This window comes from Acinetobacter sp. V110_1, assembly GCF_031798975.1.
GTDB classification, from domain to species: Bacteria; Pseudomonadota; Gammaproteobacteria; order Pseudomonadales; family Moraxellaceae; genus Acinetobacter; species Acinetobacter nosocomialis_A.
Map to the genome: position 1 here is coordinate 1,044,479 of NZ_JAVQNN010000030.1, position 14,788 is coordinate 1,059,266.

A 14,788-nucleotide genomic window follows, 5' to 3' on the forward strand; every position below is an offset into this window, starting at 1 on the left:
AATCTATGATCTTCACAAATAAGAAATAGCTTTTACAGGCATTAAAAAAGCCCGTTTCACGGGCTTTTCTGCAACGGTGAGCAATCTAAGATTTGTGTCTATCCATTTCTTACATGCTCTTTGCTAGCTATATGTAAGGTCTTATCGTATCTTTTGCCCTGTCCCAAGTTTCCCTGTGGATCGAGGAGATATTACGATTACCTTAAGTACAGTTATAGCACATTATTTATTCATGGCTAGTGCTGTTCACGTTTTTTTACAAATGAATAAAATACAATCCAACCTTAATATTTAAGGGTTTTCTACCCCATTTTGATATTGGCGAGCACTATCGCAAATTGGATACCACTTCACTTTTGAAGACACAAAAGCATGAGAAATGACTGATGTCGATATTTGTTCATTAATGAGTCCTACCCTTAAACGCACTACATCAGGTTTATCTAGACGTTCACTCCAGACAGGTGAACCACAGGTTTTACAGAACACTCTCTTTTTATTAGGCGATGCAAAATAAGCCTGTAACAGGTTTTCACCCTGTACAATATTTAGATCACTTTTTTGTACTTGAGTAATGGCAGCGAAAGCAGCACCTTGGGCTTTTTGGCATTGTTTACAATGACAAACCATGATGGGCTCTAATTCGGCATTAATGTTGAATTGAATGCCATTACAAAGACAAGAAGCTGTATAAGTCATCATTTTTCCTTTTTATTTTAATAAGTTTTAGCTTACACCCACACCTTTTTCAATATGATCTAAGATGGCACAAGAAGCTTGTTGGTTACCGCAGCAATCATCGGCTGAAGCCTGCAAAATATTGACCATTTCTTGTAGATGGGCAATTTTCTGTTTTAATTCGGCAATGTGTTTTACGGTTAAGGCTTTCACCTCTGCACTCTGCCGATCGGTATTTTTCCAAAGCGAAATAAGCTCTTTCATCTGTTCAGATGAAAAACCTAACTCTCGGGCATGTTTTAAAAAGTTTAAAGTTTTAAGATCTGTTTCTGAATAAATGCGATAGCCAGAAGCAGAACGCTGAGCTGCTTCAAGTAAACCGATTTCTTCATAGTAGCGAATCATTTTCGCTGAAATGCCCGAATGTTTGGATGCCTGACCGATATTCATCTCACACCTCAAATATCAAATTTGGTTTAAGACCTGCTGTCATGATCTTAAACCAAAAGTTGATTTTCAGCACCCTTACTGTACTGGCGCATGAAAACGTTTTAAGCGTAATGCATTGCCTAAAACAAAAACCGAAGAAAGTGCCATCGCGCCTGCTGCAAACATAGGTGAAAGTAACACACCAAATGCTGGATATAGTGCACCTGCTGCAATTGGAATAAGTGCAACGTTATATACAAATGCCCAGAACAGGTTTTGACGTATGTTTCGCATGGTGGCTTTACTTAACGCAATTGCGTTCGGTACGCCTTTTAAACTCCCTGACATCAGCACCACATCGGCAGCTTCAATAGCAACATCTGTTCCTGTACCAATGGCTAAGCCAACATCTGCTTGCGCCAAGGCTGGTGCGTCGTTAATACCATCACCAACAAAAGCCAAACGACCATATTGTTTTTGCAGTTGGCGAACTGTGTCCACTTTGCCGTCGGGTAAAACCTCTGCCACAACTTCATCAATGTTCAACTTCTTAGCAATCGCTTGCGCCGTATGACGGTTATCTCCTGTAATCATGGCAACTTTAAGACCTAATTGATGCAAGGCCTCAATCGCAGCATAGGTTGTTTCTTTAATTGGATCTGCCACGGCAATAATTGCTGCAAGTTTCTGATCGATAGCAACATAAAGCGGTGTTTTACCTTCTTCACCTAACTGAGCAGCAATCGCTTGGAATGAGCTGGTATCTAAACCAAGTTGGTGCATATAACGATCTGCACCAATTTGTACTTTTTGGCCTGAAACTTCCGCTTCAATACCTGAACCTGTAATCGAGTTAAATGCTGTTACTGGTAATAGGTTTAGGCCTTCATTTTCTGCTGCTTGAACAATCGCGAGAGCAATCGGGTGTTCAGACTTAGCTTCGACCGAAGCCACTAAAGTCAGCACTTGTTTACGTTCAAAGCCAGATTGCACATTAAAGTCAGTCAGTGTCGGTTTACCTTCGGTCAGTGTGCCCGTTTTATCAACGGCAACTACCTGTGCTTCTTGTAAAAGCTGCAAAGCTTCACCTTTACGGAACAAGACACCTAACTCAGCACCACGTCCAGTACCAACCATAATAGAAGTTGGTGTTGCGAGTCCCATCGCACATGGACACGCAATAATCAGTACCGCAACAGCATTCACCAAACCAAAAGTGAGCGCAGGTTCTGGCCCAAAAATAAACCAGACCAAGAAAGTAATTGCAGCAATTAGCATGACAGCCGGTACAAACCACATGGTGACTTTATCGACCAAACCCTGAATCGAAAGTTTAGAACCTTGGGCTTGTTCAACCATGCGAATAATTTGTGAAAGTACAGAAGAAGAACCAACAGCGGTTGCCCGAATGTTCAGTGTTCCGTTTTGATTGACCGTACCACCGACCACCTGCTCTCCTATTTTCTTTTCAACAGGAACAGGCTCACCCGTAATCATAGATTCATCAATGTAGCTGTGCCCTTCGACTACTTCCCCATCGACTGGCACACGTTCACCCGGACGAATTTCTACAATAGTTCCACTGACCACTTCGGCAACTGCAACTTCCACAACTTGACCGTCACGCTGAATACGGGCTGTTTTTGGCTGCATTCCTACTAGGTGTTGAATAGCTTGCGAGGTTCGTCCTTTGGCTTTGGCTTCAAAATAACGTCCGAGTAAAATTAAACTGACAATTACAGCAGCCGCTTCAAAGTAAACATTGACCGTGCCTTGTGGTAAAACCTGCGGCATAAAGGTTGCCACGACTGAGAAACTGTAGGCAGCTAAAGTTCCAACAGCGACTAGCGAGTTCATATCGGGCGCTAAACGCCATAAGGCTGGAATCCCTTTTTGGTAAAAACGGCGACCAGGGAAAACGAGTACTAATGTGGTTAAAACAAACTGTAAAAGCCAGCTATTATATTGACCAATGGTGTGCATGACCCACATGTGAAAAGCTGGAATGAGATGTGAACCCATTTCCAAAATAAACACAGGTAAAGCCAATACAACCGAAATGATCAAATCTTTTTTAAGCTGATCTAACTCTGACGCTTTTTTGTCGAGTTGCTCATCTTGATTTTTTTTTGATGCTTTTGCGTCGTAACCTGCTTTTTTAACAGCGCGAATTAAGTCTTCGACATTGACTGATGAATCTGCCTGCACCCAAGCCTGCTCTGTTGCCAAGTTGACGGTAGCTTCTTGAACGCCATCTACTTTTTTAAGGGCTTTTTCAACACGTGCAACACAAGATGCACAGGTCATGCCCTCAATAGACAATTCTACTGGTGCAGCTTTTGGAACATCATAACCTGCTCGTTCAACTGCTTTAACCAGTGCTTCGCGCTGAATCGGTTGATTTGAATAAACAACGGCTTTTTCTGTTGCCAAATTAACATTGGCAATCTCAATATTTTCAACTTTCTTAAGTGCTTTTTCGACACGACCTACACACGAGGCACAGGTCATGCCTTCGATTGGAAGTGTTTCACTATATGCTGGCAATTTCGTGTTTTTTGAGTCCATCAAACACCTCTGCAAATCTGCAAAATTTAATATTCTGTATTGAGCATACAGATTCCCATCATGGGAAGGTCAAGCATATTTTTTTAAAAATTTGGTCTTGACCTTACAATCATGACAAGGTTTAGACTCAGTGTTATCCAAACAAACATCTCATTCTTGATGGAGTATGAACATGAAACTACTTATTGAAAATATGACTTGTGGTGGCTGCGCACGTGGTGTGACAGCAACAATTCAGGACATCGATCCAAATGCAAAAGTAGATGTAGACTTAGCGAGCAAAATTGTGACTGTTGAAAGCAGTGAAAGCGTCGATAAAATTACCGAAGCACTTGAAGAAGATGGTTTCCCAGCGAAAGTGCAATAAGATATAAAACCGCATAGCTTCAACCTTTGAGGCTATGCATTCTCTTTATTTAAAAATCGATACCGTTTGAATCATCTATCGGGTTCTGATCGAGTGTAAAGACAGTTCGCTGATAAGGTATCCCTTCCAAGTCATAAACCTGATAAATACAATCGAACAATGATTGTAAGTCTTCACTTCGGTCCATTGCACGAGCAGTAATAAAAATCGGACTGACTGCGCCGTTATCTAAAATCGGAATATAGTTTAAGTGTGGAAACCGAATGGTATCGGCACTTGCTGGAATAATACAGATCCCTTCTCCCGCTGCCACTAAGCCCAAAGCCAACTGAATCTCTCGTATCTCATGCATATTTTTTGGAACCAAACTATGTTCGGCAAAAATATTCAAAAGCTGGGTCGAAAAATTGGGTTTCGGCGAAGTGGGATACATAAACATCTTTTCATCAATCAAGTCAGCTAGATATACCCCTTCCGTGCGCTGTGCAATTGGATGGCTGGTATGTGCTGCCACTACCAAACGCTCTTTACGTAAAAGAATTCTTCTCACCGCAGGATCACTAATTCTTAAGCGTCCAAATCCAACATCAATACGTCCTTCTTTTAATGCCTGTAGTTGTTCGGTCGTACTTAACTCCATCAATTGAATATTCAAATGAGGTTGTTGTTGTCGAAATAAATAAATGATTCGAGGCAGTAAGCCATAGAGTAAAGACCCAACAAAACCAATCGTCACACTACGTTCAATCAGTCCAATACGTTTGGTCATACTTTTTATTTCTTCAGCATTCGACAAAAGTTTAAGGGCGTGCTGATAAAAGAAATGTCCGGCTGGGGTTGTCTGTAAAGGACGGCTTCCACGCTCAAACAGTTGAATTCCAAGCTCACTTTCCAAATTTTGAATCTGTCGACTCAAAGGTGGTTGAGCAATAAATAGTTTTTCCGCAGCTTTTGTAAAGCTCTGCTCTTCAACAACAGCCACAAAATACCGTAAGTGTCTTAGTTCCATCAGGCATCCATACCTTTAAGATATAAAAAAATGCAAATTCAGTCTTAGACACAGTTTAACCATTCTTTTAAGGTATATACAAGCAACAAACCGATGAAGTGATGAATTGCTTTGTGAAAAGCCTTCTTGCCAATCTTCCAGTGATTCATCTTCATCAATTCACGGTTAAACACCCAGCGCACTCATGCGCTTCATTGACAATATTAGGATATCAAGACCTTGTAGATCGTAGCTAAGGCCTTGGTGACTTCCACACTTTTGGAAAGTCGGAGAACGGACATGCCACGTATTCCTGTAATCAATACTAGCCATCTTGACCGTATTGATGAATTACTTGTAGATAACATCGATACAGGTGAATTTAAACTTCATCGCTCAGTATTTACTGACGAAGCCCTATTTGACCTCGAAATGAAATACATCTTCGAAGGTAATTGGGTTTACTTAGCACACGAAAGCCAAATTCCAAATAATAATGACTACTACACCACTCACATTGGTCGTCAGCCAGTCATTATTGCCCGCAACCGTAACGGCGAATTGAATGCCATGATCAATGCGTGTTCACACCGCGGAGCACAACTTTGCCGTCACAAGCGTGGTAACAAAGCAACATATACCTGCCCTTTCCATGGCTGGACTTTTAACAACTCAGGCAAACTTCTAAAAGTTAAAGATCCAAGCGAAGCTGGTTACTCTGACTGTTTTAATCAAGACGGCTCACACGACCTTAAAAAAGTAGCTCGCTTCGAGAACTATAAAGGCTTTTTGTTTGGCAGCTTAAATCCTGATGTTCCTTCGCTTGAAGAGTTCTTGGGTGAAACCACCAAAATCATCGACATGATTGTTGACCAGTCTGAACATGGTTTAGAAGTTTTACGTGGTTCATCTACTTATACCTACGAAGGCAACTGGAAACTCACTGCTGAAAATGGTGCCGATGGTTACCACGTTTCTGCTGTTCACTGGAACTATGCTGCAACAACTCAACACCGTAAAGAAACTCAAGCTGCCGATAACATCCGTGCGATGAGTGCAGGTTCTTGGGGTAAACAAGGCGGTGGCTCATATGGCTTTGAAAATGGCCACATGTTGCTTTGGACACAATGGGCAAACCCAGAAGACCGTCCAAACTTCCCGAAAGCAGACGAATACACCGAAAAATACGGTGAAGCAATGTCGAAATGGATGATTGAGCGTTCACGCAACTTGTGTCTCTATCCAAACGTTTATTTGATGGATCAATTCGGTTCACAAATTCGTGTACTTCGCCCACTTTCTGTCAATAGAACCGAAGTCACCATTTACTGTATCGCACCTAAAGGTGAAGCACCTGAAGCTCGTGCACGTCGTATCCGTCAATATGAAGATTTCTTTAATGCTTCAGGCATGGCAACGCCAGACGATTTAGAAGAATTCCGCGCTTGTCAGGCAGGCTACGCAGGTATCGCACTTGAATGGAATGACATGTGCCGTGGTTCAAAACATTGGATTTATGGACCAGATGATGCAGCAAACGAAATTGGTTTAAAACCAATGTTAAGTGGTATCAAAACAGAAGATGAAGGTCTTTACCTTGCCCAACATCAATATTGGTTAGAAACCATGAAACACGCAATTGCATCAGAGAAAGAAATTGCTGATCAGGGAGAAACAGCATGAGCGCTCAAGACAAAGCAACTTTAGAAAATATTGCTCAGTTTCTCTATCGTGAAGCTCGCTTTTTAGATGATGAACAATGGGATGACTGGATTGCATGCTATGCACCCGAAGCTTCTTTCTGGATGCCAGCTTGGGATGATGACGATAAATTAACTGAAAATCCACAATCTGAAATTTCACTTATTTATTACCCAGACCGTCAAGGTTTAGAAGATCGTGTGTTCCGTATTAAAACTGAGCGTTCATCTGCAACCATGCCAGACACACGCACAAGCCACAATATTGCCAACGTTGAAGTCGTAGAGCGCGACGGCGACAAAGTCACGGTTCGCTTTAACTGGAATACCTTGAGTTTCCGTTACAAGACAAATTACAGCTATTTCGGTATGTCACGTTATGTGATCGATTTTTCAGGTGATCAACCAAAGATCTTGAGCAAGTATGTCGTTTTGAAAAATGACTACATCAACCAAGTCATTGATATCTACCACCTTTAAGACATACCCCCTCAGTTAAACGGACTGTTGGCTGAGGGTAAAAGTTTCAAATATTTTGTAGGATACATGCCATGTCAAACCACAATATCGCACTTCAATTTGAAGATGGTGTTACACGTTTCATTAACGTAGCTCAAGGCGAAACCCTATCTGACGCAGCCTATCGCCAAAAAATTAATATTCCTTTGGATTGCCGTGACGGTGCATGTGGAACTTGCCGCGCATTTTGCGAGTCCGGTAGTTATGACATGCCAGAAGAAACCTATATTGAAGATGCATTAACACCAGAAGAAGCTGAGCAAGGTTATATTCTTGCTTGCCAATGTCGCCCAACCTCAGATGCTGTATTTCAAATTCAAGCCTCGTCAGATGTTTGTAAAACTGCAATTCATAGCTTCCAAGGCACATTAGCTCGCGTTGAAAATTTATCAGACTCAACCATCACATTTGATATTCAACTTGATGAAGGTCAACCGGATATTCATTTTCTTGCAGGCCAATACGTTAACGTTGCAATTCCTGAAACTGGCGAAACACGTTCATATTCATTTAGCTCAAAACCGGGCAATCGTTTAACGGGCTTTGTGGTACGTAACGTACCGAACGGCAAAATGAGTGAATTCTTGAGTAAAAATGCCCAAGCTGGCGACAAAATGACATTTACCGGCCCATTCGGTAGCTTCTATTTACGTAATGTAGCGCGTCCAGTGCTGATGCTCGCAGGTGGTACTGGCATTGCCCCATTTATGTCAATGCTACAAGTGCTTGAAGAAAAAGGTTCAGAACAGCCAGTTCGTTTAGTCTTTGGTGTAACCAATGACTTTGATTTGGTTGCTCTAGAAAAACTCAATGAGTTGCAGGCGAAATTCCCATGGTTTGAATATCGAACTGTGGTCGCAAGCCCTGAGAGCAACCATGAGCGTAAAGGCTATGTCACTGGTCATATTGAAAGTGAATGGTTAAACGGTGGCGACGTCGATGTTTATCTATGTGGACCAGTACCAATGGTAGAAGCGGTACGTGGCTGGTTAGAAACTGAAAATATCAAACCTGCTAATTTCTTGTTTGAAAAATTCTCTGCAAACTAATTCAAGGTGGAGAAGTTATCTATGTCAAACCGTCAAAGATTTACCGATAAAGTCGTGATTGTTACGGGTAGTGCCCAAGGTATTGGCCGTGGCGTGGCACTGCAAGTTGCAGCTGAAGGCGGCCAAGTCATCATGGCTGACCGCTCTGAATATATTGAAGACGTTCTCAAAGAAATTCAGAGCGCGGGTGGCGATGCTGTCACGATTAATGCTGACCTTGAAACCTATGCAGGCGCGCAAGCGGTAGTTGCAAAAGCCATTGAACACTATGGTCGGGTAGATATCCTGATTAATAATGTGGGTGGCGCGATCTGGATGAAACCTTTTGAAGAGTTTTCTGAAGAAGAGATCATTAAGGAAGTAAATCGCTCATTGTTTCCAACTTTATGGTGCTGCCGCGCTGTGTTACCTACCATGATTAAGCAACAATCGGGGGTTATTGTAAATGTATCTTCAATTGCAACCCGTGGTATTAACCGTATTCCCTACTCAGCATCTAAAGGCGGTGTAAATGCTCTAACAGCATCGCTTGCTTTTGAACATGCTAAAGATGGAATTCGAGTCAATGCTGTTGCGACGGGTGGAACCGAAGCCCCACCTCGCAAAGTACCACGTAATGCTAATCCGTTAAGTCAAAATGAAAAAGACTGGATGCAGCAAGTGGTTGATCAAACCATAGATCGAACATTTATGGGCCGTTATGGCACAATTCAAGAACAAGTAAATGCAATTTTATTTCTTGCATCAGACGAAGCATCCTATATGACCGGATCGGTTATTTCAGTCGGAGGTGGAGATCAGGGTTAACCCTGATCTTTTTATATGATTGGGTAAATAACATGATTTGCATGGAGGCAATCACACATGGCGACCCTGTTCAAGACATTAAAAAATGACTGGTCCATATCAGCAATAGTTGCGGGCTTTCTTGCGGTTTTAATTTCTTACTCAGGCCCACTGATTATTTTTTTCCAAGCTGCTCAGCGCGCCCATGTGTCCACCGACATGATGGTGTCATGGATTTGGGGAATCTCAATTGGTGCCGCCGTTTCAGGTATTTATCTTTCGATTAAATATAAAACTCCTGTCATAACCGCATGGTCAGCACCGGGCACTGCCCTATTAGTTACCCTATTTCCAAACATCTCGTTGAATGAAGCGGTAGCCGCCTATATTACTTCCGCCATCGTTATTTTTTTAATTGGCGTTACTGGTTATTTCGACAAGTTACTAAAGTGGATTCCGCAAGACGTCGCTGCGGGCATGATGGCAGGTATTCTTTTTCAATTCGGTATTGGCCTATTTACTGCGTCTGATAGCATGCCTTTTATTGTCTTTAGCATGCTCATTGTCTTTTTAATTGCCAAACGTTTAATGCCGCGCTACACCATGATCTGGGTGTTAGCTGCTGGAGTTTTATTGAGCCTTATTTTAGGAAAAATGAATCCGGTTGATATAAGTTTTAGTTTAGCTATTCCACAGTGGATTAGCCCAGAATGGACATGGAACTCAACACTCAACCTCGCTGTTCCTCTCATTTTAGTCAGCCTAACCGGCCAATTTTTACCAGGTATGGCGATTATGAAACTCAGCGGTTACGACACACCAGCCAAACCCATTATTACTGTCACCAGTATTGCCTCTTTAGCTGTTGCCTGTGTCGGTGGTATTACGATTGTGCTTGCCTCAATTACTGCAGCTTTATGTATGGGTAAAGATGCACATGAACTGAAAGAAAAACGCTATATCGCAGGAATCGCCAATGGGATTTTTTATATTTTAGGAGGCTTATTTGCTGGCAGTATTGTCATGCTATTTAGCTTACTTCCTAAAGAGTTGGTTGCAGCACTGGCAGGTTTAGCCTTGCTTGGAGCAATTGCCACCAATATTTCTGTTGCCATGAAAAATGACAGTCAACGTGATGCTGCTCTTATTACCTTTTTAGCCACAGCATCGGGCATGCATTTTCTTGGATTAAGCTCAGTCTTTTGGGGTATTTGTATTGGTGTAATCGCCCATTTCATTCTCACACCACGTTCAACTTCAGCCACAAATTAAGTTTTTTATCTAAGCACCCGCCACTAAAATAAAGCCTCAATCGCCAAATCAGGATGCAAATAATTTGCTAATTCTGATTTTGCGATTTTTTATTGAATATAGATTAAATTTCATTTTTAAGATCAATTTCTAAAATAATCAAATAATAGACTTTAGTATTTTGTTTTTATATTTTTACTTCAACTCATAATATAAATTTAGGTATATTTTTAGCTGTGATTATCATCAATAAAATCTATAAAAAAACATCTATAAAATCCTTAAAATTCTCATAATACAATATTTAACCCCATTTTAAAGACACAACAAAGACAGCTAAAAAAATAAAAATAAATACATATTTTTCAAATAATTAAATCAACAAAAGCACAATACCTTAAAGACATAAAGATATATCAATTAGGTTTTTGACTCTAATCCAATAACAAAATAGTTTATTAAAAAATAACGCGATGCTTCACAAATTGGAGGTGAAGAAAATGGACACGAGCAAAGTTAATATTAATGAGTTAATTGATAAAGCCAGTTTTACATCTTTTCATTGGAAAGTTTTAATCTGGTGCTTACTTATTATTATTTTTGATGGATATGATTTAGTTATTTATGGGGTTGCTCTTCCTCTGTTAATGCAACAATGGTCATTAACTGCGGTAGAAGCTGGTTTACTCGCCAGTGCTGCTCTATTCGGGATGATGTTTGGTGCCATGATTTTCGGCACACTTTCAGACAAACTGGGACGTAAAAAAACCATCCTGATTTGTGTCACCTTATTCAGCGGATTTACCTTTATTGGTGCCTTTGCCAAAGGACCAACTGAGTTTGCTATTTTGCGCTTTATTGCAGGCCTTGGGATTGGTGGCGTTATGCCAAACGTCGTCGCACTTATGACCGAATACGCACCCAAAAAAATCCGCAGTACATTAGTCGCAATTATGTTTAGTGGCTATGCAATTGGCGGCATGACATCAGCGCTACTTGGTGCATGGCTCGTGAAAGACATGGGCTGGCAAATCATGTTTTTAATTGCGGGTATTCCCCTGTTGCTGCTCCCACTCATCTGGAATTTTTTGCCAGAATCTCTCGCCTTTTTAGTGAAATCAAACCATAGCGAGCAGGCGAAAGGTATTGTGAGTAAAATTGCGCCTCAAACTCAGGTAAACGCCAATACTCAACTAGTATTAAACGAGAGCACCACAACAGATGCACCTGTCCGTGCGCTTTTCCAACAGGGTCGTACCTTCAGCACATTTATGTTCTGGATTGCTTTCTTTATGTGCCTACTCATGGTGTATGCCTTAGGAAGCTGGTTACCTAAACTCATGCTGCAAGCGGGCTATTCTTTAGGTGCGAGCATGTTATTTCTGTTTGCACTCAATATTGGCGGCATGGTCGGTGCAATTGGTGGCGGTGCTTTAGCAGACAGATTCCATTTAAAACCTGTTATTACGATCATGTTTATTGTGGGATCAGCAGCTTTAATTCTGCTTGGCATTAATAGTCCACAATTTATTTTATATAGTCTGATTGCGATTGCTGGTGCTGCCACAATTGGTTCGCAAATCTTACTCTATACCTTCGTTGCACAGTTCTATCCGACGGCACTTCGTTCAACAGGCATGGGCTGGGCATCTGGAATTGGCCGTATTGGTGCGATTATCGGACCAGTTTTAACCGGAGCCCTACTCACTCTTGAGCTTCCTCACCAAATGAATTTCTTAGCGATTGCAATTCCAGGTGTGATTGCTGCACTTGCAATATTTATGGTCAATCTAAAAGCCTCTGTTGCCGCACAAACGCCATCAACTTTTAACCCTCAAAACACGCTTACCCAGCAGTAAAAATACATGCGCCGAGGACTGGCGCATCTTTTTGGAAATGGATTATGGAATTATTACACCGCTTTAAGCCATGTGCTTTAACTTTTGCGACCTTAGTGTTGATGTGTGGCAATTCATTCGCTGCAAATCCAAATCAGCAGCCCGAAGATGAATGGAAATTCACGCTAAAAAATGCCTATATCAACCGTAATTTTGATAATGATGCCCTCAAAGATACGGGTAGCTGGTCTCAGGCAGCATCTTTATTTTATAAATCGAAAATGCATGACACCCCACTGCAAATTGCAGACAAACCAATCACGATTGGGGCTGATGCTTCTGTTCAATACGCTGTACGTCTAAGTTCAGACAAACACGTCGCTGATACAGTTTTGCCTTTTAATAAAGAAACTCAGTCACAAGCATCGGACTTTTTAAAATATGGTGCAACTTTAAAACTGGGATATGACAAAACCCTTTTAAGTGTCGGTGAACTCTGGTTAGATTTACCTGTAACAGCTGTCGATGCCAGCCGACAATTACTTGCTTCTTATTGGGGAACCAATCTTAAGTCGCAACTTTCAGATCAGCTTTATGCTGAAATTGGTCGCGTTGAAAAAGTGTCGCCACGAAATGAAGAAGATTTTAAAAAGTTTTCCTTTACGGCAAATGGAATTACCAAAGAATCTGATGGCCTGAACTACTTAGATCTGCGCTATCAATTCACGCCGTCACTCAAGGGCGAATACTACTTTGGTAATTTAGAAGACCTCTACAACAAACACTATGTAGGGCTTGAGCATAATTGGAAACAACCTAACTTTGCTCTTACGTCTAAGTTTAAATATTTCAATGCAAAAGATGACGGCAATACTTTTGATATTGATGCACAAAACATTGGGGTGCTAGAAACACTCAAAGTAAAAAATCATACCTTTGGTTTAGGTTATCAACAAATTATCGGTGAGTCGGCTTACCCTTTACCGGATGGCTTTTTGCCAGAGACTTATTTCATTAACTGGAATGCAACAGGTTTCTTTAAAGAAGACGAAAAGTCTTACCATGTGATGTACGGCTATGACTTTAAAGATTATGTACCGGGCTTAAATGCGATGGTGAAATATGTTTACGGACATGACTTTAAAACAGCCAATGGTGAGAAAAACCATGAAACCGAGTCGAATGTGATTTTAAACTATGCGTTTCAGCAACCCTTCTTAAAAGGCGTTGCCCTGCAATATATTCGTATTGATTACAACGTTAAACATGGCAATGACTTTGGTGAAGACCGCTTGTTTGTAAACTACACCAAAAAGTTTTAATAACTTTTTATTCAATCTAAGCGGGCTAATTTTGGCCCGCTTTTTTATATTATTTCGCTCATAAAAAAACGCTCTTACGAGCGTTTTTTTAATTAATCTTGTAGCTTAAGCAACATGCTTTTGTACAACAATCGAACCGACTGAATAACCAGCGCCGAAAGATGAAATCACGCCATACTCGCCATTATCTACTTCATGGCCTGTACGGTGTAAAGCAATAATAACGCCTGCTGAAGAGGTATTAGCAAACTCATCTAGAATAATTGGGGCACGGCTTAGATCTGCCTCTTTACCAGCCACATATTTCAAGATTAGTTCATTCATGTTGGCATTGGCTTGATGTAACCAGAAACGCTTAATATCGTTTGCAGTTAACTGCATTTTTTCCAACTGCGCATTAATGATTTTTGCCACTAACGGACAAACATCTTTAAATACTTTGCGGCCATCTTGACGGAATAACTTGTCGTCAACCACTGCATCTTCGCTACGGTTTAAGAAACCGAAGTTATTGCGAATGTTGTTTGAAAATTGAGTAAATAAATGAATATCTAAAATTTCAAAACCAGTTTTAGTAGTCGTTTCTTCAATAATAGAAGCCGTTGCAACATCACCAAAAATGAAGTGACAATCACGGTTACGGTAGTCTAGGTGACCCGATGTAATCTCAACGTTCACCAATAAAACACGACGAGCACCCGAACGAATTGCATCAGCCGCTTGTTTCAAACCAAAAGTAGCAGCTGAACATGCAACGTTCATGTCGTAGGCATAACCTTGAATGCCAAGTGCTGACTGGATTTCAATTGCAACTGCTGGATAAGCACGCTGCATGTTTGAACATGCCAAAATCACAACATCGATATCTTCAGCAGTTACGCCTGCATTTTCCATTGCCTGTTTCGCAGCAATGACGCCCCACTCTGCTTGAAGTGAAAGTTCATCATTTGAACGTTCAGACAAACGAGGACGCAAACGATTTGGATCAAGAATACCTGATTTCTCAATCACGTAACGGCGCTTAATACCAGACGCTTTTTCAATAAATTCAGCACTAGAACCACGTAATTCTTCTAGCTCACCTGCTGCAATTTTCTCTGCATTCTCTTGGTTATATTGTTCCACATAAGCATTTAAACTGTCGGCCAGTTCTTCATTAGAAATGATTTCTGTTGGGTGAAATAACCCAGTACCTGTGATACGAATGCCCATGTAAAACTCCTAAAAAAATGAATAGGGTCTGTTAATCTTTCATTTATAAATTGCGTTGTAGGCTAAACAACAGCATAAACA

At 41.0% G+C, this 14,788-nt stretch carries 13 protein-coding genes and 1 pseudogene; 8 read left to right on the forward strand and 6 right to left on the reverse strand.

Translation table 11 applies throughout. The features are described from left to right. Positions 1-291: 291 nt before the first annotated feature. The 3 genes from RMA95_RS15945 to RMA95_RS15955 all read right to left on the reverse strand — a co-directional run bounded on the left by RMA95_RS15945 (position 292) and on the right by RMA95_RS15955 (position 3,675). On the reverse strand, positions 292-699 hold the full coding sequence (locus tag RMA95_RS15945; RefSeq protein WP_311071826.1) for a GFA family protein: 408 nt from the start codon (positions 697-699) through the stop codon (positions 292-294). A gap of 27 nt (positions 700-726) precedes the next feature. Continuing rightward, the gene (gene cueR, locus RMA95_RS15950; RefSeq protein WP_004642046.1) at positions 727-1,128 is read right to left on the reverse strand and encodes a Cu(I)-responsive transcriptional regulator; all 402 of its coding nucleotides are present in this window, start codon (positions 1,126-1,128) and stop codon (positions 727-729) included. Between the two features lie 75 nt (positions 1,129-1,203). Continuing rightward, positions 1,204-3,675 (reverse strand): heavy metal translocating P-type ATPase, encoded by a 2,472-nt coding sequence (locus tag RMA95_RS15955; RefSeq protein ID WP_311071830.1) that lies wholly within the window; start codon positions 3,673-3,675, stop codon positions 1,204-1,206. 166 nt (positions 3,676-3,841) lie between these two features. Between RMA95_RS15955 and RMA95_RS15960 the strand changes: the two genes are divergently transcribed. Continuing rightward, a complete protein-coding gene (locus RMA95_RS15960; RefSeq protein ID WP_114204047.1) occupies positions 3,842-4,042 on the forward strand; it encodes a heavy-metal-associated domain-containing protein in 201 nt (66 codons plus the stop codon). 49 nt (positions 4,043-4,091) lie between these two features. Here RMA95_RS15960 and RMA95_RS15965 read toward each other — a convergent pair whose 3' ends face one another. Beyond that, the gene (locus RMA95_RS15965) at positions 4,092-5,051 is read right to left on the reverse strand and encodes a LysR family transcriptional regulator (protein WP_000423274.1); all 960 of its coding nucleotides are present in this window, start codon (positions 5,049-5,051) and stop codon (positions 4,092-4,094) included. Between the two features lie 44 nt (positions 5,052-5,095). Then, positions 5,096-5,224, reverse strand: a complete 129-nt coding sequence (locus tag RMA95_RS15970; protein ID WP_080758582.1) for a hypothetical protein — start codon at positions 5,222-5,224, stop codon at positions 5,096-5,098. Positions 5,225-5,330: 106 nt separating this feature from the next. Here RMA95_RS15970 and benA point away from each other — a divergent pair, with 106 nt between their 5' ends. The 7 genes and pseudogenes from benA to RMA95_RS16005 all read left to right on the forward strand — a co-directional run bounded on the left by benA (position 5,331) and on the right by RMA95_RS16005 (position 13,495). After that, positions 5,331-6,713 (forward strand): benzoate 1,2-dioxygenase large subunit, encoded by a 1,383-nt coding sequence (gene benA / locus RMA95_RS15975; RefSeq protein ID WP_004642043.1) that lies wholly within the window; start codon positions 5,331-5,333, stop codon positions 6,711-6,713. Continuing rightward, a pseudogene (gene benB / locus RMA95_RS15980) lies at positions 6,710-7,229 on the forward strand (benzoate 1,2-dioxygenase small subunit). The gene benA and the pseudogene benB overlap by 4 nt, the downstream one beginning before the upstream one ends. 52 nt (positions 7,230-7,281) lie before the next feature. Then, positions 7,282-8,298, forward strand: a complete 1,017-nt coding sequence (gene benC, locus RMA95_RS15985; protein WP_017386347.1) for a benzoate 1,2-dioxygenase electron transfer component BenC — start codon at positions 7,282-7,284, stop codon at positions 8,296-8,298. 21 nt (positions 8,299-8,319) lie between these two features. Next, complete coding sequence (locus RMA95_RS15990; RefSeq protein ID WP_311071833.1) at positions 8,320-9,105, forward strand: 1,6-dihydroxycyclohexa-2,4-diene-1-carboxylate dehydrogenase; 786 nt, start codon at positions 8,320-8,322, stop codon at positions 9,103-9,105. Between the two features lie 57 nt (positions 9,106-9,162). Then, positions 9,163-10,356, forward strand: coding sequence for a benzoate/H(+) symporter BenE (gene benE, locus RMA95_RS15995; protein WP_311071835.1), 1,194 nt, complete (start codon positions 9,163-9,165; stop codon positions 10,354-10,356). Between the two features lie 479 nt (positions 10,357-10,835). Continuing rightward, positions 10,836-12,194, forward strand: a complete 1,359-nt coding sequence (locus tag RMA95_RS16000; RefSeq protein WP_311071837.1) for an aromatic acid/H+ symport family MFS transporter — start codon at positions 10,836-10,838, stop codon at positions 12,192-12,194. 44 nt (positions 12,195-12,238) lie between these two features. Beyond that, the gene (locus RMA95_RS16005) at positions 12,239-13,495 is read left to right on the forward strand and encodes an OprD family outer membrane porin (protein WP_311071839.1); all 1,257 of its coding nucleotides are present in this window, start codon (positions 12,239-12,241) and stop codon (positions 13,493-13,495) included. A gap of 105 nt (positions 13,496-13,600) precedes the next feature. On the opposite strand, the gene RMA95_RS16010 is transcribed toward RMA95_RS16005, so the two are convergent. Continuing rightward, complete coding sequence (locus RMA95_RS16010) at positions 13,601-14,707, reverse strand: beta-ketoacyl-ACP synthase III (protein ID WP_013198471.1); 1,107 nt, start codon at positions 14,705-14,707, stop codon at positions 13,601-13,603. Positions 14,708-14,788: the final 81 nt, after the last annotated feature.

Coding starts and splice junctions, on each gene's coding strand:
- RMA95_RS15945 (WP_311071826.1), bottom strand. CDS start 699: ATGACTTATACAGCTTCTTGTCTTTGTAATGGCATTCAATTCAACATT.
- cueR (WP_004642046.1), bottom strand. CDS start 1,128: ATGAATATCGGTCAGGCATCCAAACATTCGGGCATTTCAGCGAAAATG.
- RMA95_RS15955 (WP_311071830.1), bottom strand. CDS start 3,675: ATGGACTCAAAAAACACGAAATTGCCAGCATATAGTGAAACACTTCCA.
- RMA95_RS15960 (WP_114204047.1), top strand. CDS start 3,842: ATGAACATGAAACTACTTATTGAAAATATGACTTGTGGTGGCTGCGCA.
- RMA95_RS15965 (WP_000423274.1), bottom strand. CDS start 5,051: ATGGAACTAAGACACTTACGGTATTTTGTGGCTGTTGTTGAAGAGCAG.
- benA (WP_004642043.1), top strand. CDS start 5,331: ATGCCACGTATTCCTGTAATCAATACTAGCCATCTTGACCGTATTGAT.
- benC (WP_017386347.1), top strand. CDS start 7,282: ATGTCAAACCACAATATCGCACTTCAATTTGAAGATGGTGTTACACGT.
- RMA95_RS15990 (WP_311071833.1), top strand. CDS start 8,320: ATGTCAAACCGTCAAAGATTTACCGATAAAGTCGTGATTGTTACGGGT.
- benE (WP_311071835.1), top strand. CDS start 9,163: ATGGCGACCCTGTTCAAGACATTAAAAAATGACTGGTCCATATCAGCA.
- RMA95_RS16000 (WP_311071837.1), top strand. CDS start 10,836: ATGGACACGAGCAAAGTTAATATTAATGAGTTAATTGATAAAGCCAGT.
- RMA95_RS16005 (WP_311071839.1), top strand. CDS start 12,239: ATGGAATTATTACACCGCTTTAAGCCATGTGCTTTAACTTTTGCGACC.
- RMA95_RS16010 (WP_013198471.1), bottom strand. CDS start 14,707: ATGGGCATTCGTATCACAGGTACTGGGTTATTTCACCCAACAGAAATC.